The organism is Rhodovulum marinum (genome assembly GCF_004343075.1).
GTDB lineage: Bacteria > Pseudomonadota > Alphaproteobacteria > Rhodobacterales > Rhodobacteraceae > Rhodovulum > Rhodovulum marinum.
In genome coordinates this window covers 392,355-411,147 of sequence record NZ_SLXP01000002.1, presented here as the reverse complement: position 1 = coordinate 411,147, position 18,793 = coordinate 392,355, and the positions used below count along the sequence as shown (strand labels likewise).

The window sequence follows — 18,793 nt, the reverse complement described above, 5'->3', positions numbered from 1 at the left end:
TGCCTGCCGACGCCATGGGCGTATGCTGCGTTAGGCGAAAGGACGCTGCGGTGCAGAAACACGCGGATATCATTGACTTTACCGAGATAACGCCGAGCGCGAACATCGCCGTCGACCGGCATGGTGCACGCGCCAAATGCCTGCAGCGGCTGGTGCGGATGGACCTGCCGATGCCGCGCACGGTGGCGCTGTCCTTCGACGCGGTGCATCGGATCGCCCAGGGCAAATCCCCCGATATCAGCGCGCTCATGTCCTGTTTCGGCCCCGCGCCGCTGGTTTCGGTGCGGCCCAGCTCGGCCGATTTCGAATGGGGTGGGCCGGCCTCAATCCTGAATATCGGCATGAACGACGCGCGCCATGCCGCGCTGTGCGACAGCCATGGCGAGACGGCGGCAACCGCGCTTTACCTGCGGTTCATCCAGTCCTTCGCGGTGCATGTCGCGCGGCTGGACCCGGACATGTTCGAGCCCGAGGAACCCTCGGCCAAGGCATTGCGCGCCGCGCTTGATGCCTATGCGGACGAAACTGACGACCCTTTCCCGCAGGACCCGGGGCGGCAATTGCTCGAGGTGCTGCGTTCGATGGCCCGCGCCTGGGAGGGGACGACCGCGCGGCTGTTGCGCCAGGCCAAGGGGGCGCCCGCCGATGCGGGGCTGGGCCTTGTGGTGCAGGCGATGGCGCTGGGCCTTGGCCCCGCCGAAAGCGGCTCGGGCGTGATCCAGTTCGTGGATGGCAGCACCGGCCAGCGCCGGATCACCGGCCGCTACCTGGTGCAAAGCCAGGGCCGCGACGCCATCGCGGTGCGCGAGGGGGCGATCTTCCTGACCCGCGACCCGCGTGGCGCCTCGCTGGAGGATCGCTGTCCCGATGTGGTCGCCCAATTGCGCCGCTATGGTGAAACCTGCCGGTTGAACCTGCGCGAAGAGATGCAGATCGACTTTACCATCGAGGCCGGCAAGCTGTGGGTGCTGGATGCCGTTCGGGTGCCGCGCAGCGCGCGCGGCGCGGTGCGAATCGCGGTGATGCTGGCCGATGAGGGGATCATCGCCCGCGAAGAGGCGCTGCGCCGGATCGAACCGCGCGCGGTCAGCGAATTGCTGCACAGCCAGGTCGACCCGGCCGGACCGCGCCAGGTCATCGCCCACGGGATTGCCGCCAGCCCCGGTGCGGCCACCGGGCGGCTGGTGTTCGGTTCGGCCGCCGCGCAGGCCAGCGCAGCGCGCGGCGAGCCGTGCATCCTGGTGCGCCGCGAAACCACGCCCGAGGATATCCGCGGCATGCATGCCGCCGCCGGCGTGATGACCGAACGCGGCGGCATGACCAGTCACGCCGCGGTGATCGCCCGCGGGCTGGGCGTGCCCTGTGTCGTCGGTATCTCGGACATGCGGCTGAACCGGCGCGACGGTGTCTTGATCACCGCCGACGGGCGCAAGCTGCACGAGGGCGACATTGTCACGCTGGACGGCACCAGCGGGCAGGTGCTGCTGGGCGAGGTGGCGATGCTGGAACCGGCGCTGGACGACGCGTTCCAGGCGCTGATGGGCTGGGCCGAGGCCGCCTGCGACATCGGTGTGCGGGCCAATGCCGACACGCCCGCCGATGCCCAGACCGCGCGCCGTTTCGGCGCCGACGGGATCGGGCTGTGCCGCACCGAGCACATGTTCTTCGAGGAAGACCGGCTGACGGTGATGCACGAGATGATCTTCGCCGACCGCGCGCAGGACCGTGCCGCGGTGCTGGCCCGCCTGTTGCCGATGCAGCGCGCCGATTTCACGCGCCTGTTCGAGATCATGCAGGGGCTGCCGGTCTGCATCCGCCTGTTCGACCCGCCGCTGCACGAATTCCTGCCGCAATCGCGCGAGGGCGTGCGCGATCTGGCCGAGGCGCTGGACCTGCCGGTGTCGGATGTCCAGCGCCGGGTTCAGGCGCTTTCGGAATTCAACCCGATGCTGGGGATGCGGGGGGTCCGGCTGGGGATCACCATCCCCGAGATCTACGACATGCAGGCCCGTGCGATCTTCGAGGCGACGATCGAGGCCAGCCATAACGGCGACCCGGTGGTGCCCGAGATCATGATCCCGCTGGTTTCGGCGATGCGCGAGGTCGAACTGGTCAAGACGCGGATCGACTCGCTGGCGGCCGCGGTGCGGACCGAGCGGGGCGTCGATTTCGACTATCGGTTGGGCGTGATGGTCGAAACCCCGCGCGCGGCGCTGCGCGCGGGTGACATCGCCCAGCACGCGGCCTTTCTCAGCTTCGGCACCAACGACCTGACACAGATGACCTATGGCCTGTCGCGCGACGACGCGGGGCGGTTCATGGGGTCCTATGTCAAGCAGGGGGTATTCGCCGAGGACCCGTTCCACATCCTCGATGCCGAGGGGGTGGGCGAGCTGCTGAAGATCGGCGCCGAACGCGGCCGGGCGTCCCGCCCGGGTGTTACCCTGTCGATCTGCGGCGAGCATGGCGGCAACGCGGAATCGATTGCCTTCTGCCGCGCGGCGGGGTTCGACTACGTCTCCTGCTCGCCGTTTCGGGTTCCGGTGGCGCGCCTCGCGGCGGCGCAATTGGCGCTGGGTAAGCAGGTTCATGCCGATTGAGCGCGATGCGTGGCAAGGTGCTTGCATTCCGATGCTCAGGCAATGCATCAGCTTCGGCAGCTAACCCCTTGATGCAGAATATGCGTCGCGCTGTTGCAGAATGGCCACAGGGGTAGACTCGGCAGGCCGTTCGCGTTAAGCAATGCGGCGGGGCCTTGCTGGGGCCACGTCACCGTTGGGGGATCAATGGGTATCGTTACTGTACGGGCAGCCGGCCTGGCGGCCGCGCTTGCGCTTTCCGCGGGGGTCTCTCACGCCGAAATGACCGGGTCGCACTCGAACGATCCGACGGCCATGCTGGGGGAAAACCTCACCCGGCTCCTGGGGGCCGAGCGCAGCGCGCTGAAAAGCGTGGGCGAGCGCCGGCTCAAGCGATTGGCCAACCGCAAGACCAGCAAGGAGGCCGCTGCAACACCGCGTTACGATGCGGCCTGGCTGGCCGCCCAGCCGCGCGCGCGCGGCGGCGCGCAGTGGGAATGCCTGACCGAGGCACTGTATTTCGAGGCCCGCGGCGAGACCGTGAAAGGCCAGTTCGCGGTGGCCGAGGTTATCCTGAACCGCGTCGCCTCGCCGGCCTATCCCGACAGTGTCTGCGGCGTCGTCCACCAGGGCACCGGCAAGCGTTATCAATGCCAGTTCACCTATACCTGCGACGGACATGCCGAGGTGGTGCGCGAACCGGCCGTCTACGATCGCCTGGGCAAGATCGCGCGGGTCATGCTGGACGGCGCGCCGCGCCCCCTGACCAAGGGCGCCACCCATTACCACACAAGTGCCGTGAACCCGCGCTGGGCCAGCCGCTTCCCGCGCACCGCCACCATCGGCGTGCACCACTTCTATCGCCAGCCCGGCGCGCAGGTCGTGGCGCAGAACTGACCGTCCGCTGTCGCGTGTGGTCCACGCCCTGCCGCATCGGGGGCTGTCCTCCGCGCCGCATCCGGCGTATCAGGGGGCCAGGACCGGCCCGGGAGGCCCCCCATGACTGACGAGATCCGCCTTGCCTTCGCCCACCCGTCCGAGCGTGCCCAGGCGCTGGCCCCGGCGCGGCCGATGCGCGACCGGATCTCGCTGCGTGACCATATCGTCGAGGTCGAGATCGGCGCCTTCCAGGCCGAGCGGGGCACGACGCAGCGGCTGCGCTTCAACGTGGTCGTCGAGGTCCGCCCCCATCCCGCGCCACTGGAGGACGATGTCGACCGTGTCCTGTCCTATGACACGATCACCGAGGCCATCGCGGCCGAGTTGTCGTCGGAACGGCTGAACCTGCTGGAAACGCTGGCCGACCGGATCGCCGAACGTATCCTCGCCGAACCCCAGGCGATGCGCGCCTTTGTCCGTATCGAGAAATTGGACCGCGGCCCCGGCGCTCTGGGGGTCGAGATCGTGCGTGACCGCCGGCCCGACGCGCCGCGCCTGGTCGAACCCGCCGACCCCGAGGACGCGGCGCTGCATCACCCGCTGGTCGTGTTCCTGTCGAACGCGGCCATCGCCGACCCGGACCTGCCGCGCTGGCTGGACCGGATGGCGGGGGGGGCGCACCCCGTGGTGCTGTGCGTGGGCGCCCCCGATGCACCCGCGCCGCGGTCGGCCATCGCGCCGGCGCAGCGGCGGATCGACCTGCTGGCGATCGAACAGAACGCCTGGGTGCTGGCGGGCCGCGATCCGCGTTGCGTGGTCCGCGGCAGCCGGACGGAAATCGACTGGGCGATGAAGCATCGGCAATTCACCGTCTGGGCGCCGTCCAAGATCGTGCTCGACTCGGTCGAACATCCTTCGGTCAGCCCGCGTGACGCGCTGGCCCTGGCGCTGTGGCTGGCGCACGGGCTTCAGGCGGCGCGGGTGCTGGTGATCGGCGCGGACGCGTTGCCCGAGACCGGTGGCCTGGATGTCACGGCGGTTGCGCCGGGGGCCGTGCTCGACGCGCTCTGAGGGCTTGCCAAGCCAAGGCGCATCGCCCATTCAGCCCCCATGCAGCGTTATTTCCGCCCCATCGTCCAGACCGACGCCGCCCGCCCCGCCGATGCCCTGCCGCTGGCCGGCGGCTGGGCCTGGTTCGCCGCCGCCGAAGAGCTGTTTCGCGACGCGCCGCCCCGGCTGCTGCCCGCAGGCGCCTTGCCCGAGGAGGCGCGCGCCGCGCTGGCAGGGCCGCGCCCCGCGCTGGCAGGGCTGACCATGGACCGGCCGCGGATCATGGGGATCCTGAACGTCACGCCCGACAGCTTTTCCGATGGCGGCCGGTTCGACGCGCCCGCCGCGGCCCTGGCCCATGGCCGCGCACTGGCCGAGGCGGCGGATATCCTGGATATCGGCGGCGAATCCACCCGCCCCGGCGCGCGCGAGGTTCCGGTTGACGAGGAAATCGCCCGCACCGCGCCGGTGATCGCGGCGCTACGCAAGGCGGGCGTGACCGTGCCGATCTCGATCGACACCCGCAAGGCCGCGGTGGCCGGGGCGGCGCTGGCCGCCGGGGCAGACATGGTCAACGATGTCGCCGCCTTCACCCATGATCCGGCGCTGGCCGAGGTCGCGGCCCGGGCCGAGGCGCCGGTCTGCCTGATGCATGCGCAGGGCGACCCGGAAACCATGCAGAACGACCCGCACTATGACAACGTGCTGCTGGATGTTTATGATTTTCTCGCTCAACGGATTGCCGCGGCCGAGGCGGCGGGCATCCCGCGGGCGCGCATCGTGGCCGACCCCGGCATCGGCTTTGGCAAGACGGTGGCGCATAACCTGGCGCTGCTGCGCGGGCTGAGCCTGTTTCACGGGCTGGGCTGCCCGGTTCTGTTGGGCGCCTCGCGCAAGCGGTTCATCGGTGCGCTGGGCCACGAACCGCAGGCGGACCGGCGCGGCCCGGGCTCGGTCGCGGTGGCGCTGGCCGGGATCGCGCAGGGGGTGCAGATCCTGCGCGTCCACGACGTGGCCGAGACGCGGCAGGCGATGCGCCTTGACGGGGCGCTGAAAGGATACGGAGTGGCGGAATGAGCGGCAGGACGATCTTTGGCACCGACGGGGTGCGCGGGCGGGCGAACAGCTATCCGATGACCGCCGGGATGGCGCTGAAACTGGGCGCGGCGGCGGGCCGCTATTTCCGCCGCGACGGCACCGACAAGCACCGCGTGGTGATCGGCAAGGATACCCGGCGGTCGGGCTACATGCTGGAAAACGCGCTGACCGCGGGGCTGACATCCACCGGAATGAACGTGCTGCTGCTGGGGCCGGTGCCGACGCCCGCGGTGGGGTTCCTGACCCGGTCGATGCGGGCCGATCTGGGCATCATGATCTCGGCCAGTCACAACCCGCACCATGACAACGGCATCAAGTTCTTCGGCCCCGAGGGGTTCAAGCTGTCCGACGAGGCCGAGGCCGAGATCGAGGCGATCCTCGCCCGCGAAATCGACCCCGCCCAGCCCGAGAATATCGGCAGCGCGCGGCGTATCGACGACGGGCTTTGGCGTTACGCGGAATTCGCCAAGACCACCTTCCCGGCGGGGCGGCGGCTGGACGGGCTGAAGGTGGTGGTCGACTGTGCCAATGGCGCGGCCTACAAGGTGGCGCCCGAGGTTCTGTGGGAGTTGGGGGCCGAGGTCGTGCCCCTGGGGGTGAAACCCAACGGCCTGAACATCAACGATAAATGCGGCTCGACCCACCCCGAGGCGGCAGCCGCGGCGGTCGTGGCCCATGGCGCGCATCTGGGGATCTGTCTGGATGGCGATGCCGACCGGGTGATGATCATCGACGAAACCGGCACGGTGGCGGATGGCGACCAGATCATGGCGCTGTTCGCCGAGCGATGGGCCAAGGCGGGGCGGTTGCAGGCGGGAACGCTGGTCGCCACCGTGATGTCCAATCTCGGGCTGGAAAAGCACCTTGCAGGACATGGGATCCGGCTGGAACGCACCGCCGTCGGCGACCGCTACGTGGTCGAGGCGATGCGCCGGGGCGGCTGGAACCTGGGCGGCGAACAGTCGGGCCATATCGTGATGACCGATTTCTGCACCACCGGCGACGGGTTGCTGGCGGGGCTGCAATTCCTCGCCGCGATGGTCGAAAGCGGCCAGCCCGCCTCGGCGCTGGCACAGCGGTTCGACCGGGTGCCGCAACTGTTGCAGAATGTCCGGTACGCCGCCGGGACCGACCCGCTGGCCCTGCCGCCCGTCGCGTCCGCCATCGCCGAGGCCGAGGCGCGCCTTGCCGGCTGCGGGCGCCTGCTGATCCGCAAATCGGGAACCGAACCCCTGATCCGGGTGATGGCCGAATGCGAGGACGAGGCGCTTCTGGCCGAGGTGGTCGCCGCGGTCGTGGCCGCCGTCACCCGGGCCGCCGGCACCCCCGTCGAGGCGGGCTGAGGCGCGCCATCACGGGCACGTGAGCCGCATTCCCGGAACAACGATCCGGGGCGGGCGGTTCCTTTCACGACGGGCGGCGCAATCGGTGCCGCCCGCGACATGAAAGGAGGACCGACATGACCGCGACCGACCTGATCGTGATCCTGGCCCTCGGAACGCTGGGCGCGGGTGCGATCTATGCGCTTGTCGACAAGCGCAGGACCGAGGCGCGCAAGGCCGACCCCGATGCGCCGAAAAGCACGCTGGCGGCCGATGCGCCCAGCACCACGCCCAGCGGCAAGGGTCAGCCGTGACGCAAAAGGGCGCCCCGCGGGGCGCCCTTTCGTGATCCGGACAGGCGGGATCAGTTCTTGGACTTGTCGACCATCTTTCCGGCGGTGATCCACGGCATCATCGCGCGCAGCTTTTCGCCGACCTGTTCGATCTGATGGGCGTCGTTGTTGCGGCGGGTCGCCTTGAAGCTGGGCTGGCCGACGGCGCATTCCTGCATCCAGTCGCGCACGAAGCGGCCCTGCTGGATGTCGGTCAGAACCGCTTTCATCCGCGCCTTGGTCTCGTCATAGGGCAGGATGCGCGGGCCACTGACATATTCGCCGTACTCGGCGGTGTTCGAGATCGAGTAGTTCATGTTGGCGATGCCGCCTTCGTAGATCAGGTCGACGATCAGCTTCACCTCGTGCAGGCACTCGAAATAGGCCATCTCGGGGGCATAGCCCGCCTCGACCAGCGTTTCGAAGCCCATGCGGATCAGTTCCACCAGGCCGCCGCACAGAACCGCCTGTTCGCCGAAAAGGTCGGTCTCGCACTCTTCCTTGAAATTGGTCTCGATGATGCCGGAACGCCCGCCGCCGATCGCCGAGCAGTAGGACAGGCCCAGTTCCAGCGCTTTGCCGGTCGCGTCCTGGTGCACCGCCACCAGGCAGGGCACGCCGCCGCCCTTGGTGTATTCGCCGCGCACGGTGTGGCCCGGGCCCTTGGGGGCCATCATGATCACGTCGACGCCGGCGGGTGCCTCGATCAGGCCGAAATGGATGTTCAGGCCGTGGGCAAAGGCGATCGCGGCGCCTTCACGGATGTTGTCCTTGACGTATTTGTTCCAGGTGTCGGCCTGCAGTTCGTCGGGCATGGTGAACATCATAAGGTCGCACCAGGCCGCGGCCTCGGCGATGCCCATCACCTGCAGGCCCTCGCCCTCGGCCTTCTTGGCGCTGGCCGAGCCTTCGCGCAGGGCGACGGCCACGTTCTTGGCGCCCGAATCGCGCAGGTTCAGCGCGTGGGCATGGCCCTGGGAGCCATAGCCCAGGATCGCCACCTTCTTGTCCTTGATCAGGTTGATGTCGCAGTCACGGTCGTAATACACGCGCATCGCGTCGGTCCTCTTGCCGGTTCAATCTGGCGTGACAATAGGCAAGGGGCGAAGTGCAGGGGTTTCATTCTTTGAAGAAAGTCGCCAAATTGCAAAAAGATCATGCGCATTGAGATGATTTTGTGAAATGACCATTCCTATCGACGATACCGACCGCCGCTTGCTGCGCTATCTGCAGGCAGACCCGGACCTGTCCACCGCAGAGTTGGCGGACCGGGCGGGGGTGACCACCGCGACCTGCTGGCGGCGGCTGGAAAAGCTGCGCGCCAAGGGGCTGTTCAAGGGAATACAGGCGGTGATCGACTGGCGCGCGCTGGGCTATTCGCTCGAGGTCAGCTTGCGATTCTCGCTCGACAAGACCGACCCGCGTGCCTTTGACGAATTCGTGGCCGCCGCGCGCGAGGTGCCCGAGGTCCGTGAAATCCAGACCTTCCTGGGCCGGGTCGACGTGCGGCTGAACATCCTGGCCCGCGACATGGCCCATTACCAGGACCTGTACCGCAGCCGCATCCTGACCCTGCCGCATATCGCCGATATCGAGGCGTTGATGCACGTGGCCGACATCAAGCGTGCCGAGGCGTTGCCGGTATGATCGATCTGGACGAGATTGACCGCCACATCCTGCGGGCGCTGGCCGAGGACGCGACGCAAAGCGCGGGCGCGTTGGGCCGGCGCTTCGGTCTGTCGCAGCCGGCGACCTGGCGGCGGGTGAAGCGGCTGGAAGACTCGGGCGTGATCGCCGGTCGGCGTGTGGTGCTGGATGCCGAGGCGCTGGGATTCGGGGTCAGCGTGTTCCTGGGCGTGAAGCTCGCCACCAAGGGCCGCGTCGGGCTGGAACAGTTCGAACGCGCGGTCAGCGCCATTCCCGAGGTGCAGACGGTGCAGCACGTGCTGGGCCTGTTCGACTACCGGCTGAAGGTCGTGGCGCGCGACCTGTCGGATTTCGAGCGGGTGCTGCGCCGCCGCATCATGACCCTGCCGGGCGTCGGCAATGTCGAGGCCAACGTGATCCTCAGCGAAGAACGGCTACCGGGGCCCTTGGGCTAGCCGCGCGCCCCCATGCCCAGTTGCATCAGCGTCTTGCGCACCGGTTTCAGCGCGTAAAGCGAGGCGATGCCCGCCGCGCGCAGGTCACGGATGGCGGGGGCGCCCTGCATCGAGGTGCGGTTGAGCACGTCTATGCCGGTCACGCGGGCCGCCACCTCGGGATAGCGGCGGCGGTGATACAGCTCCAGCATGGCGGGTTCGCCGATCTGGGCGGGGGCGGCGCGGCACAGCTCCAGCAGAACGCGCAGATCGGCGAGGCTCATGTTCAGCCCCTGCGCGCCGATGGGCGGCACCACGTGGGCGGCCTCGGCCACCAGCGCCGTTCGGTCGGCCCGGAAACTGTGGGCGATCTGGCTGATGATCGGCCAGACGGTGCGGCGCGTGACCAGGTTCAGCGGCCCGTAGATCGCGCCCGAGCGTGCCGTCATCTCGGCGTTGAACTCGGCCTCGGGCATGGCGGCCAGCCGCAGCGCCTCGGGGCCGCGTTCCATCCAGACGATGGCCGAACAGGGCTTGCCGTCGCGGTCGGGCAGGGGAACCAGGGTGAACGGCCCGCCCGAGCGGTGGATCTCGGTCGAGACGTTGTGGTGCGGTTCGGGGTGGGTGACGGCGAAGGCCAGCGCCTTTTGCCCATAGCGGATCGTGCGCGCGCCGATCCCGACCGCCTCGCGCACCGGGGAATTGCGCCCGTCCGCGGCGACCAGAAGCCGGGCCGAAACACGGGTGCCGTCGGTCAGCGTGACCAGCGCCTCGGCATCGCGGGTCAGGACCGATTTCGTGCCGATGCCGGGGCGGAAATCGACATTGGGCAATTCCGCGACGCGGGCCACCATCTCGCGCCGCAGCAGCCAGTTGGGCAGGTTCCACCCAAAGGGCAGGCTGGACACGTCGCGTGCGTTGAAATCGCGGGTGATCCGGGGCGCGGGCGTCTTGCCGCCGGCATCGACGATGCGCATCACCTGCAAGTCGGTCGCAAAGGGGGCCAGCCGATCCCAAAGCCCCGCCTGTTGCAGCACCTTCAGCGAGGGTTGCAGGAAGGCGGTGGTCCGCAGGTCCGCGCCGTCCGCCGTTTCCTCCGTCACGGGCGGCGCGGGGTCCACGCAGATCACGCGGAAGCCGGCCGAGCCGAACAGGGCCGCCGCGGTCAGGCCGGCGACGCCGCCGCCGGAAACCAGGATATCGGTTGAAATGCGCGTCATGGGATGCCTCCTGACCCCCGAGATAGCCCGCCCGGGCGCCGGGTCCAAGAGGCGATCCGCCGGTCAGCCCATGCTGATCCAGACCAGCACGATCAGGCAGATCGGCACCGCGATGACGGCTGGCATGTAAAGCCCCAGAACGCCCCATTTGAAGATAGAGAAGCCCCATCCCGTGAAAAGCGCGAGGATGGCCACCCAGATGCCCGCCTCGGTCCAGAACCCGCCGGGTTCGTCGTGGCTGTCAGTCATATTCGTCCCCATGAATATCTCCCTTCGCGGACCATAGGTCGGCCATCCGCGTTTTGCAACACGTTGCATACCTATGCATGCATAAAATTGCCCCGGCCAGACCGACCTTCGGACCGGTGCGGGTCAACCGCCTGTCAGATCGGCAAGAAAGGCGCCCAGGTCGTCGGTGTGGTGGTGGATATGGGCGGCGTGTTCGGGCGTGGGGGCCACGTGAACGGTGCGCATCCCCATCGCGTGCGGCGCGGCCAGGTTACGGGGATCGTCCTCGAAGATCGCGCCTTCCAGCGGGATGATTCCGCCCTGCGCAAAGACCACCTCGAACGCCTCGCGCCGCGGTTTCGGCTGGAATCCCGCGTGTTCCACGCCATAGATCGCGTCGAACACGCCATCCAGGCCGCGCGCGGCCAGAACCCGTTCGGCATAGGGGCCGCTGCCGTTGGTGTGCACGATCTTGCGGCCGGGCAGGGCCGTGATGCGGGCGCGCAGGTCGGGGTCGGGGGCCAGATCGTCCAGCGAGATGTCGTGCACCTCGTGCAGATAGGGGCCGGGATCGACGCCGTGCACCTCCATCAGGCCAGCCAGCGTGGTGCCATACTCCGCCCAGTATTGCTTGCGCAGCCGGTTCGCCTCGGCCGCATCCACGCCCAGCGCCTCGCTTACGAAGGCGATCATCCTGTGCTCGATCTGGTCGAACAACCGTATGTCGGGCGAATACAGCGTGTTGTCCAGGTCGAACACCCAGCCCCGGACATGCGTGAAATCACTGGCCACCATGGGCGTCGCTTAACCCCCTGCGGCAAAAGGCACAATCACGAAGGCTTGTTTGCTGCAAGCGCAGCCTCTATTGTAGACCATCGTATGCAGGAGCCCCCGCAGATGAAGGACACCCGTCCCGCGCACAAGGACGCGTATGAACTGATCCTAGAGGCGATCGACGTCGGCGTCTACACGCCCGGCGATCGGCTTGTCGAAAGCGAACTGGCCGAACGCTTCGGGGTCTCGCGCACGCCGATCCGCGAGGCGCTGCAGCGGCTGGAAACGCAATCGCTGCTGACCCGCGACGGCCGCAGCCTGATCGTGGCGTCTCTGACCCATGACCAGATGGCCGAACTATACGTGGTGCGCGCGGAGCTTGAGGGGCTGGCCGCGCGCCTTGCCGCGCGGCATGCCACCGCCGAGGAGGTGCGGGTGCTGCGCGCCATGGTGAACGACGACCGCAAACTGTTGAACGACTCATCCGCGATGGCGCGGGCGAACCGGCGGTTCCACAAGCAGATCCACCTAGCCTCGCACAACCGCTATCTGGTGCAACAGCTTGACCTGGTGCACCGGACCATGGCGCTGATGGCGACCACCTCGCTGGCGATCGAGGGCCGGGGCCAGGACGCGCTGGCCGAACATGATGCCATCGTCTCGGCGATCGAGGCGGGCGATGGCGACGCGGCCTATGATGCGCTCAAGGCTCACATCTCGATCGCGTTCGAGGCACGGCTGCGCCACGACGCCGAGGCGTTGATGGCCGAGGGCTGATCGGCGGGGGTGGTGACGGGCGTGGGGGCGGTTACATCCACCGCGCCGGCGCGTGCGATCGCGGCGCCGACATGGGCACGGGCGGCGTCGGCCCGCGTGTCGTCGGGGCCGTCCAGCCCGTGCCGTGTCTTGTCCCAGAAGAACGGCTTTGCCGCCATTTCCCAGACCGCCTTGTACGAGGCCAGCGCGGCCAGAGGGAAATACAGGTGCAGCGTCGGCAGCCAGGGAATCAGCCGGCGCTTGCCCGCCCGTGTCACCCCCATCGCGCCCACGCCCAGCGTTACCAGTTCCGAACCGATGAACACCGCGAACAGGGCTGCCATGCCGCCCGCGGGCAGCACCTGTTGCAACGGATGGCTCAGCCCGAGCGGCAGCGCCCAGAACGACCAGATCAGCGGCATGAAGACGAACTGGGTCAGCGTGCCCAGGAACAGCACCTGCATGCCGAGAAAGCCCAAGGGCCCGAACTGGCGCAACAACCGGTCGGGGCGGCGCATATGGGTGGCCCAGGTCAGCGCATAGCCCTTGAGCCAGCGCGAGCGTTGCCGCACCCAGGGCCAGGCCCGGCAATTGGCCTCTTCCTCGGTGACGCTGTCCAGGAATTCGGTCCGATAGCCATGGCGGGCCAGCCGCAGGCCCAGGTCGGCATCCTCGGTCACGTTATGGGCGTCCCAGCCGCCCAGGTCTTCCAGCACGCGGCGGCGGAAGAACAACGTCGTGCCCCCCAGCGGCACCGGCACGCCCAGCCGCGCCAGACCGGGCAGGACCACGCGGAACCAGGCGGCGTATTCGATGGCGAAACAGCGCGCCAGCCAGTTGGCGCGGAAATTGTAGAAATCCAGCACCCCCTGCAGCACGGCCACGTCCGGGCCACAGCTGTGGAAATGCTCGACCACCCGGCGCAACTGGTCGGGGGCGGGGGCGTCCTCGGCGTCGTAGATGCCCACGATCGAGCCGTGGCAGAAATCCAGCGCATAGTTCAACGCCCGCGGCTTGGTCCTGAGCGCGCCGCCCGGCACCGTCACCCGGCGCATCCACGGCGGAAGCTGTGCCGCGTCCAGCGTGGCCTGCGTCGCGGCGTCGCCTTCTTCGGTAACCAGGCAGATATCCAGCAGCGCGCGGGGATAATCCAGCCGCGACAGCCGCCGGATCAGCCGCGAGGCCAGCTCGGTTTCCCGGAACAGGGGCACCAGGATCGAGATGCGCGGCAGCCGGGCAATGGTCGGCGCGGCGGGGGGCGGGACGCGGCGCGCCCGGCGCAGCGCGTGCGCCTGGGTCACCGCGGCCGCGGCCTTGAGCAGGCTGCCCAGCGCCATCCACCCCACCGTCCATAGTGTCAGCGCCGCCAGGACCGGCATCGGCGCCAGCACCGCCAGCAGCACCAGCGCGGCCAGCGCCGCCACGACTGCGGCGCGCGGCCCGGCGCGCAGCCAGGCCCGGCAGCTTTCGGCCTCGGGGACGCGGGTTTCGGCCGCGGCCACCAGCAACGGCGCGCGGCGCTCGGCCAGGGCGTCCTGCAATTCGTCCTCGCGGCAGATCACCATGATCGCGGGGGTCAGCTCGGCCGGCAGGGTCGGGGCGATCTGCTCGAACCTATCGGGGCGCGAGGTGGCCACCAGCGTGGCGCCCGCGAACCGCCGCCAGGGCAGGATACCCAGATGCAGGCAGCGCTGGGCGCCGATCACGTCGATCAGGCGCGGATCAGGCGGATAGGCCGCGAAATCGGCGCGCCCCGTGCCGTATTGCGCGCAAAGCGCCTGCGCCACATCTTCGGCGTTGGCCGCGCCCTCGGCGATCAGCAATTCGCCCAGCCGGACATCCATTCGCGCATGGTCTGCCAGGGCGCGCTCCAGCGCCTCGGCACTGACGGCGCCGGTGGCGCGCAGCTTTTCTCCCAGGCGCAGCGCGCTGCGGTGCTGGAAGGCGAGTTCGGCGGTCTCGGCAGAGGTTTGCCGGGCCGCCGCCAGAGAGATCACCGGCGGCATGGCGGATCTTTCGACTGTGACCCGCTCTTATTGCTTTGTTAAGGTTAATGAACCGTAAAGGGGTGCCGGGCCGTCGCGAAAGTGCCGCGCAGCCCCCGCCTTGGCCGGGATCAGACCTCTTCGATGCGGATCGCCACCGGGTCGCCCACCACCACGCCGGTGGCCGCAAACCCCGCGCGTGCGTGATCCAGCGCGTCGCGCGTGGTCTTGTGGGTAACGACCAGCACGGGCGCGGTGCTGGCCGCGTGGCGATACTGGCGCATCCGGTCGATCGAGATGCCCGCCTCGCCCAGTGCCGCCGCCACCTTGGCCAGCGCACCGGGTTTGTCCTCCAGTTCCATCCGCAGGTAATAGGGGGCCGCCGCCGAGGCACGGGCCGCGCGCGACTGTGCCAATCCGGCCGCAGGCTGGCCGAAGGTCGACACCCGGGTGCCGCGCGCGATGTCGATCACGTCAGCCATCACGGCGCTGGCGGTCGGTCCCTCGCCCGCGCCGGCGCCGCGCAGCACGATCTGGCCGACCGCGTCGCCTTCCAGCACGACCATGTTGGTCGGTCCCTCCAGCTGGCCCAGCGGAGAGGTCGCCGGCACCAGGCAGGGCGACATGCGCTGTTCCAGCCCGCGGCCCGTCATCTGCGCCACGCCCAACAGCTTGATCCGAAAGCCCATGTCGGCGGCGTGGTGGATATCGTCGATCGAGATCCGCTCGATCCCCTCCAGCTCCATCGCCGGGAAATCGACCCGCGTGCCAAAGGCAATGGCGGCCAGCAGCGACAGCTTGTGGCCCGCGTCGATGCCGCCCACGTCCAGCGTCGGGTCGGCCTCCAGATAGCCCAGCGCGTTGGCCTCTTCGAACACCTTTTCATAGGGCAGGCCCTCGCTTTCCATCCGCGTCAGGATGTAGTTGCAGGTGCCGTTCATCACGCCCATCACACGGGTGATCTGGTTGCCCGCCAACCCCTCGGTCAGCGCCTTGACCACGGGAATCCCGCCCGCTACCGCCGCCTCGAAACGGATCACCCGGTCCGCGGCTTCGGCGGCCTCGGCCAATGCCTGGCCATGGACCGCCAGCATCGCCTTGTTTGCGGTCACCACGTCCTTGCCGGCGGCGATGGCGGCCTCGGTCGCGGCCTTGGCCGGCCCGTCGCTGCCGCCCATCAGTTCCACGAACACGTCGATATCCTCGCGCCGGGCCAGCACGACGGGGTCATCCTCCCAGGCATAGGCCGACAGGTCGACGCCGCGATCCTTGTCGCGGGTCCGGGCCGAGACGGCGCTGATCGTGATCGGCCGGCCGCCGCGCTGGGCGATGAGGTTCGCCCGGGCCTGGACGATCTTGACGACACCGGCGCCGACGGTGCCGAGCCCGGCGATGCCGATGCGCAGGGGGGTGGTCATGGGGCGTGCTCCCGGCTGGGATGATCTGACGAGGTTCGACGGGGTGTTAGCGCGAAGGCGCGGGGCTTGCAACGCGGCCCGCACATGTGCACCGGGCGGGGGGGAGGGGGCGCGGCCTAGAACGGGCGTGTGCGCAACGCGGCGGTCTTCTGTCGCAAGAGCGCCGCCCGCGCCTCGAGGCGGGCCGCGTCTTCGGGTTCCGCCCCGGTCCGGGCGGCGCGCGCCAGGATCGGCTCGACCGGCACGATGCGCGGGGCTTCGGTGGGCAGCGCGCGGGCCTGTTCGGCGGCGTCGACCTCGGGGAAGGTGGCACACCCCGCGAGTCCCGCGGCCAACATGCCTGCCGCCAATGCCGTCGCGATGCGTTCTGCCATGCCCGTGCCCATCCTTGCCCGGCCGGTTTGCGCAAGGCGTGCGCGTATCCGGCCCCGCGTGACCATAGCCGCGCGACACAGCCCCCGGCAAGACGCACCGGCCGGGGCGGGGATTGAACTGAACGCACGTTCAGATAACACTGAACACCATGGCACGCACATCCGGTTCGCATTCCCAGATCACCGGCCCCCGGTTGCGCGCGGCCGCGCTGCGGCTGTTCGCCCGCCATGGCTATGCTGCCGTGTCGATGCGCCAGATCGCGGCCGAGGTGGGCGTGCAGGCCGGCGCGCTTTACAACTACATCCCCGACAAACAGGGGCTTCTGGCCGACCTGATGCGCAGCCACCTGGAGGAACTGCTTGCCGCCTGGGACCTTGAACCCAAGGGCACAGGGCCGCTTGATGCGCTGGAGGCGTTCACACGGTTCCACATCCGCTTTCACCTGGAACGGCCCGACGCGGTGTTCATCGCCTATATGGAACTGCGCAATCTCGACCCCCGGAACTTTGCCGAGATCGAAGCGCTGCGCAAACGCTACGAGACCGGGCTGGAGGATATCCTGCGCGCGGGCCGGGCGGCGGGAGTGTTCGACCTGCCCGATACCAAGCTGGCCACGCTGGCGGTGATCGCGATGCTGACGGGCGTCACCACCTGGTACCGGCCCGGCGGGCGGCTGAGTGCAGAGCGCGTGGCCGCGCTGTACTGGGAGATGGTGCGCAAGGCGGTCGGCGCCTGACCCCGCGTTCCGTGCATGGGGCGCGGCCGCGGAAACGACGGCACCCGGCGATGGCAGTCGCCGGGTGCACGTATTGCAAGGACGGCTAAGCGCTTATTTCTGCGGTTCGCCGGTCATGATGCCGCGAATGAACTTGTTGAAACCGCTGTCGCTGGCGCTCGAGCTGCTGGCGCCGGGCGTGGTCAGTTCGGTGTCGAACATGGTGCTCTTGCTGCTCAGCAGCGGCCAGTTCATCATCCGCGACAGCGGGGTCGGGTCGCTGGAGCGCAGCTCGACATTCGTCGCGCGCCCGCTCAGCAGTGCCATGTTCATCGCGCTCGAGAACGGCGTCGGGTTGTTCGTGCTGAGCTGCGGGTTGGTCATGGTCTTGGTTTCGACCTGCGGGTTGGTCATGGTCTTGGTCTCGACCTGCGGGTTGGTGAAGGTCTTGGTTTCGACCTGCGGGTTGGTCATGGTGTTGGATTTGTCAGTCATGGTCCACCTACGTTGATCCTGTCCACCAAACGAATTGGCTTCTTCGCAAGGATGGCGTGTTGTGCGCTGCGGGCAAGGTGATTTTTCGCCGCGTCCCCGCATTCGCGTATTGACGGCACCGGGTTTGCCCGGCGCATGGGCAGTCTAGGCGATTGTCTGCCAAACTCCGAGTCGCTTGATACCCTTGGCCCCGGCGGCCGGGCGGGTTAGATCGCCGCATGCAGTCCGGGAAAGGGTGCCGATGACCGAAGAACTTGCCGTTTTGCGCGTCTCTGCCGTGCGTCGCGTGGTCGGGCTGGGCGTGATGGTCCTGCTGGCCGGGTTGCTGTTGTCGGTCGCGCTGGTGCGCCCGCCCGACGCGCCGCTCTGGCGCGGATTCCTGCTGGTGCTGGGGGGCGCCGTGCTGGCCCTGGGTGAGGCAATGCGCCGCGCCACCGCGCACCCGCTGCGGTTGACCCGTGCCGGCCTGTTCGATGACACGGGCCGCGAACTGGCGCGGATCGACGACATCGAAGGCATCGAGCGGGGCATGTTCGCGCTGAAGCCGTCGAACGGGTTCACGCTCAAGCTGACGCGCGCCGGAGGCCGGGCCTGGGCGCCCGGGGTGTGGTGGCGGTTCGGCCGGCGGCTGGGCGTGGGCGGCGTGACCTCGGCGGCGCAGGCCAAGGCGATGGCCGAGATCCTGACCGCGCTTTTGCTCGAACGCTCGCAGGGCGGGCAGGGGGACGAGGGCGCCTGACACCGACGCGCGTTCGGCCGCCGTGTCATGGTCCATCGCGGTGCGGCGGCGTCATGCGATCGGCAAACCTGCCGGGGATTCTTCCCGCGTTGACCGGCGCTGCGCGCGACCCGGGCGGCGGTCCTGCCGGACGCGGTGTCGGCAGGCTTCGGCCGCGATCTCAGACAGAGCCGGACCCGTCATCCCATTCCAGCTTTGGCACGAAACGCGGGCGCGTCGCGACGAAGCTGTCCATCGTGCGGGGGAACACGCCGAACCAGACCGGCGGGCGGTACAGCACCTGGGTTTCCACCAGGATCACCCGTTCATTGGTGGGCAGGATCGGGATCTTCGAGTCGAAGACATTGGCCAGGTCGCTTTCCGTCATCGCCGGGGCGTTGTCGGTGCCGTAGGACCAGTCGATGTCGAGATCGCGCGCGGCGGTGTCGCAATTCTTTTCGCAATAGACCAACGTCACCCGGATCCGGCTCATCTTGTCGGGCGTATCGGTCAGAAAGGCGAACATGTCGTCCAGGCCCTCGATATCGGCGGGGGTGACCGGGCCTTCCTGCTGGCGGCTGATCAGGTCGGAGATCGTGTAGGAACCGGTCATGTTCAGCGTCTTCAGGTGGAAGCCGTAGAAATAGATGATGATGCCGAGGATCGCCCAGATGAAGAAAGGCAGCACCAGCAGGAGTTCCATCACCATGTTGCCGCGGTCGTCGCGGGCGAAACGGCGGAACGGATCGGTGAACAGGCGTGCCATGG

20 protein-coding genes are annotated in these 18,793 nt (G+C 68.6%); 11 read left to right on the top strand and 9 right to left on the bottom strand.

What is annotated here, in order from left to right; translation table 11 throughout:
- Window positions 1-50 precede the first annotated feature (50 nt).
- The 6 genes from EV662_RS05120 to EV662_RS19450 all read left to right on the top strand — a co-directional run bounded on the left by EV662_RS05120 (window position 51) and on the right by EV662_RS19450 (window position 7,242).
- Window positions 51-2,600: a putative PEP-binding protein gene (locus EV662_RS05120; RefSeq protein WP_165915523.1), complete on the top strand. Its 2,550-nt coding sequence runs from the start codon at window positions 51-53 to the stop codon at window positions 2,598-2,600.
- Window positions 2,601-2,894: 294 nt separating this feature from the next.
- Entirely contained in the window at window positions 2,895-3,476 is a 582-nt protein-coding gene (locus EV662_RS05115) for a cell wall hydrolase (protein ID WP_425056992.1), read from the top strand.
- 102 nt (window positions 3,477-3,578) lie between these two features.
- The gene (locus EV662_RS05110; protein ID WP_132461055.1) at window positions 3,579-4,529 is read left to right on the top strand and encodes a dihydroneopterin aldolase; all 951 of its coding nucleotides are present in this window, start codon (window positions 3,579-3,581) and stop codon (window positions 4,527-4,529) included.
- A 39-nt stretch (window positions 4,530-4,568) separates the two neighbouring features.
- Window positions 4,569-5,585 carry a dihydropteroate synthase gene (gene folP, locus EV662_RS05105; protein WP_132461054.1) on the top strand — a complete coding sequence of 339 codons (1,017 nt, stop codon included), beginning with the start codon at window positions 4,569-4,571 and terminating at the stop codon, window positions 5,583-5,585.
- Window positions 5,582-6,949: a phosphoglucosamine mutase gene (glmM, locus tag EV662_RS05100; protein ID WP_132461053.1), complete on the top strand. Its 1,368-nt coding sequence runs from the start codon at window positions 5,582-5,584 to the stop codon at window positions 6,947-6,949. The genes folP and glmM overlap by 4 nt, the downstream gene beginning before the upstream one ends.
- A 116-nt stretch (window positions 6,950-7,065) precedes the next feature.
- On the top strand, window positions 7,066-7,242 hold the full coding sequence (locus EV662_RS19450; RefSeq protein ID WP_165915521.1) for a hypothetical protein: 177 nt from the start codon (window positions 7,066-7,068) through the stop codon (window positions 7,240-7,242).
- A 50-nt stretch (window positions 7,243-7,292) separates the two neighbouring features.
- Here EV662_RS19450 and ilvC read toward each other — a convergent pair whose 3' ends face one another.
- Window positions 7,293-8,315, bottom strand: a complete 1,023-nt coding sequence (gene ilvC, locus EV662_RS05095; RefSeq protein WP_132461052.1) for a ketol-acid reductoisomerase — start codon at window positions 8,313-8,315, stop codon at window positions 7,293-7,295.
- A 127-nt stretch (window positions 8,316-8,442) separates the two neighbouring features.
- Here ilvC and EV662_RS05090 point away from each other — a divergent pair, with 127 nt between their 5' ends.
- Together EV662_RS05090 and EV662_RS05085 are read left to right on the top strand one after the other, a co-directional pair.
- Window positions 8,443-8,907, top strand: coding sequence for an Lrp/AsnC family transcriptional regulator (locus tag EV662_RS05090; protein WP_132461051.1), 465 nt, complete (start codon window positions 8,443-8,445; stop codon window positions 8,905-8,907).
- Window positions 8,904-9,362, top strand: a complete 459-nt coding sequence (locus tag EV662_RS05085) for an Lrp/AsnC family transcriptional regulator (RefSeq protein ID WP_132461050.1) — start codon at window positions 8,904-8,906, stop codon at window positions 9,360-9,362. The genes EV662_RS05090 and EV662_RS05085 overlap by 4 nt, the downstream gene beginning before the upstream one ends.
- Here EV662_RS05085 and EV662_RS05080 read toward each other — a convergent pair.
- The 3 genes from EV662_RS05080 to EV662_RS05070 all read right to left on the bottom strand — a co-directional run bounded on the left by EV662_RS05080 (window position 9,359) and on the right by EV662_RS05070 (window position 11,584).
- Entirely contained in the window at window positions 9,359-10,561 is a 1,203-nt protein-coding gene (locus tag EV662_RS05080; RefSeq protein WP_132461049.1) for a UbiH/UbiF family hydroxylase, read from the bottom strand. The genes EV662_RS05085 and EV662_RS05080 overlap by 4 nt on opposite strands.
- Before the next feature lie 63 nt (window positions 10,562-10,624).
- Window positions 10,625-10,810 (bottom strand): hypothetical protein, encoded by a 186-nt coding sequence (locus tag EV662_RS05075; protein WP_132461048.1) that lies wholly within the window; start codon window positions 10,808-10,810, stop codon window positions 10,625-10,627.
- A gap of 123 nt (window positions 10,811-10,933) precedes the next feature.
- A complete protein-coding gene (locus EV662_RS05070; protein WP_132461047.1) occupies window positions 10,934-11,584 on the bottom strand; it encodes a pyrimidine 5'-nucleotidase in 651 nt (216 codons plus the stop codon).
- A gap of 102 nt (window positions 11,585-11,686) precedes the next feature.
- Here EV662_RS05070 and EV662_RS05065 point away from each other — a divergent pair, with 102 nt between their 5' ends.
- Complete coding sequence (locus EV662_RS05065; RefSeq protein WP_132461046.1) at window positions 11,687-12,340, top strand: GntR family transcriptional regulator; 654 nt, start codon at window positions 11,687-11,689, stop codon at window positions 12,338-12,340.
- Here the strand turns inward: EV662_RS05065 and EV662_RS05060 are convergent.
- From EV662_RS05060 to EV662_RS05050, 3 genes are all read right to left on the bottom strand, one after another.
- Window positions 12,274-14,325, bottom strand: a complete 2,052-nt coding sequence (locus tag EV662_RS05060) for a glycosyltransferase family 2 protein (RefSeq protein WP_132461045.1) — start codon at window positions 14,323-14,325, stop codon at window positions 12,274-12,276. The genes EV662_RS05065 and EV662_RS05060 overlap by 67 nt on opposite strands.
- Window positions 14,326-14,435: 110 nt before the next feature.
- Window positions 14,436-15,722 (bottom strand): homoserine dehydrogenase, encoded by a 1,287-nt coding sequence (locus EV662_RS05055; protein ID WP_132461044.1) that lies wholly within the window; start codon window positions 15,720-15,722, stop codon window positions 14,436-14,438.
- A 116-nt stretch (window positions 15,723-15,838) separates the two neighbouring features.
- Complete coding sequence (locus EV662_RS05050; RefSeq protein ID WP_165915520.1) at window positions 15,839-16,096, bottom strand: hypothetical protein; 258 nt, start codon at window positions 16,094-16,096, stop codon at window positions 15,839-15,841.
- Between the two features lie 149 nt (window positions 16,097-16,245).
- Here EV662_RS05050 and EV662_RS05045 point away from each other — a divergent pair, with 149 nt between their 5' ends.
- Complete coding sequence (locus tag EV662_RS05045; protein WP_132461042.1) at window positions 16,246-16,833, top strand: TetR/AcrR family transcriptional regulator; 588 nt, start codon at window positions 16,246-16,248, stop codon at window positions 16,831-16,833.
- 93 nt (window positions 16,834-16,926) lie between these two features.
- On the opposite strand, the gene EV662_RS05040 is transcribed toward EV662_RS05045, so the two are convergent.
- Window positions 16,927-17,307, bottom strand: a complete 381-nt coding sequence (locus EV662_RS05040; protein ID WP_132461041.1) for a hypothetical protein — start codon at window positions 17,305-17,307, stop codon at window positions 16,927-16,929.
- A gap of 241 nt (window positions 17,308-17,548) precedes the next feature.
- Here EV662_RS05040 and EV662_RS05035 point away from each other — a divergent pair, with 241 nt between their 5' ends.
- On the top strand, window positions 17,549-18,046 hold the full coding sequence (locus tag EV662_RS05035) for a hypothetical protein (protein WP_132461040.1): 498 nt from the start codon (window positions 17,549-17,551) through the stop codon (window positions 18,044-18,046).
- A 160-nt stretch (window positions 18,047-18,206) separates the two neighbouring features.
- Here EV662_RS05035 and EV662_RS05030 read toward each other — a convergent pair whose 3' ends face one another.
- Window positions 18,207-18,791, bottom strand: coding sequence for a TadE/TadG family type IV pilus assembly protein (locus tag EV662_RS05030; RefSeq protein ID WP_132461039.1), 585 nt, complete (start codon window positions 18,789-18,791; stop codon window positions 18,207-18,209).
- Window positions 18,792-18,793 lie beyond the last annotated feature (2 nt).

What these genes read in the sequence shown, in the direction of transcription:
- EV662_RS05115 (WP_425056992.1), top strand. Translation starts at nt 2,895, where the DNA reads ATGCTGGGGGAAAACCTCACCCGGCTCCTGGGGGCCGAGCGCAGCGCG.
- EV662_RS05110 (WP_132461055.1), top strand. Translation starts at nt 3,579, where the DNA reads ATGACTGACGAGATCCGCCTTGCCTTCGCCCACCCGTCCGAGCGTGCC.
- folP (WP_132461054.1), top strand. Translation starts at nt 4,569, where the DNA reads ATGCAGCGTTATTTCCGCCCCATCGTCCAGACCGACGCCGCCCGCCCC.
- glmM (WP_132461053.1), top strand. Translation starts at nt 5,582, where the DNA reads ATGAGCGGCAGGACGATCTTTGGCACCGACGGGGTGCGCGGGCGGGCG.
- EV662_RS19450 (WP_165915521.1), top strand. Translation starts at nt 7,066, where the DNA reads ATGACCGCGACCGACCTGATCGTGATCCTGGCCCTCGGAACGCTGGGC.
- ilvC (WP_132461052.1), bottom strand. Translation starts at nt 8,315, where the DNA reads ATGCGCGTGTATTACGACCGTGACTGCGACATCAACCTGATCAAGGAC.
- EV662_RS05090 (WP_132461051.1), top strand. Translation starts at nt 8,443, where the DNA reads ATGACCATTCCTATCGACGATACCGACCGCCGCTTGCTGCGCTATCTG.
- EV662_RS05085 (WP_132461050.1), top strand. Translation starts at nt 8,904, where the DNA reads ATGATCGATCTGGACGAGATTGACCGCCACATCCTGCGGGCGCTGGCC.
- EV662_RS05080 (WP_132461049.1), bottom strand. Translation starts at nt 10,561, where the DNA reads ATGACGCGCATTTCAACCGATATCCTGGTTTCCGGCGGCGGCGTCGCC.
- EV662_RS05075 (WP_132461048.1), bottom strand. Translation starts at nt 10,810, where the DNA reads ATGACTGACAGCCACGACGAACCCGGCGGGTTCTGGACCGAGGCGGGC.
- EV662_RS05070 (WP_132461047.1), bottom strand. Translation starts at nt 11,584, where the DNA reads ATGGTGGCCAGTGATTTCACGCATGTCCGGGGCTGGGTGTTCGACCTG.
- EV662_RS05065 (WP_132461046.1), top strand. Translation starts at nt 11,687, where the DNA reads ATGAAGGACACCCGTCCCGCGCACAAGGACGCGTATGAACTGATCCTA.
- EV662_RS05060 (WP_132461045.1), bottom strand. Translation starts at nt 14,325, where the DNA reads ATGCCGCCGGTGATCTCTCTGGCGGCGGCCCGGCAAACCTCTGCCGAG.
- EV662_RS05055 (WP_132461044.1), bottom strand. Translation starts at nt 15,722, where the DNA reads ATGACCACCCCCCTGCGCATCGGCATCGCCGGGCTCGGCACCGTCGGC.
- EV662_RS05050 (WP_165915520.1), bottom strand. Translation starts at nt 16,096, where the DNA reads ATGGCAGAACGCATCGCGACGGCATTGGCGGCAGGCATGTTGGCCGCG.
- EV662_RS05045 (WP_132461042.1), top strand. Translation starts at nt 16,246, where the DNA reads ATGGCACGCACATCCGGTTCGCATTCCCAGATCACCGGCCCCCGGTTG.
- EV662_RS05040 (WP_132461041.1), bottom strand. Translation starts at nt 17,307, where the DNA reads ATGACTGACAAATCCAACACCATGACCAACCCGCAGGTCGAAACCAAG.
- EV662_RS05035 (WP_132461040.1), top strand. Translation starts at nt 17,549, where the DNA reads ATGACCGAAGAACTTGCCGTTTTGCGCGTCTCTGCCGTGCGTCGCGTG.
- EV662_RS05030 (WP_132461039.1), bottom strand. Translation starts at nt 18,791, where the DNA reads ATGGCACGCCTGTTCACCGATCCGTTCCGCCGTTTCGCCCGCGACGAC.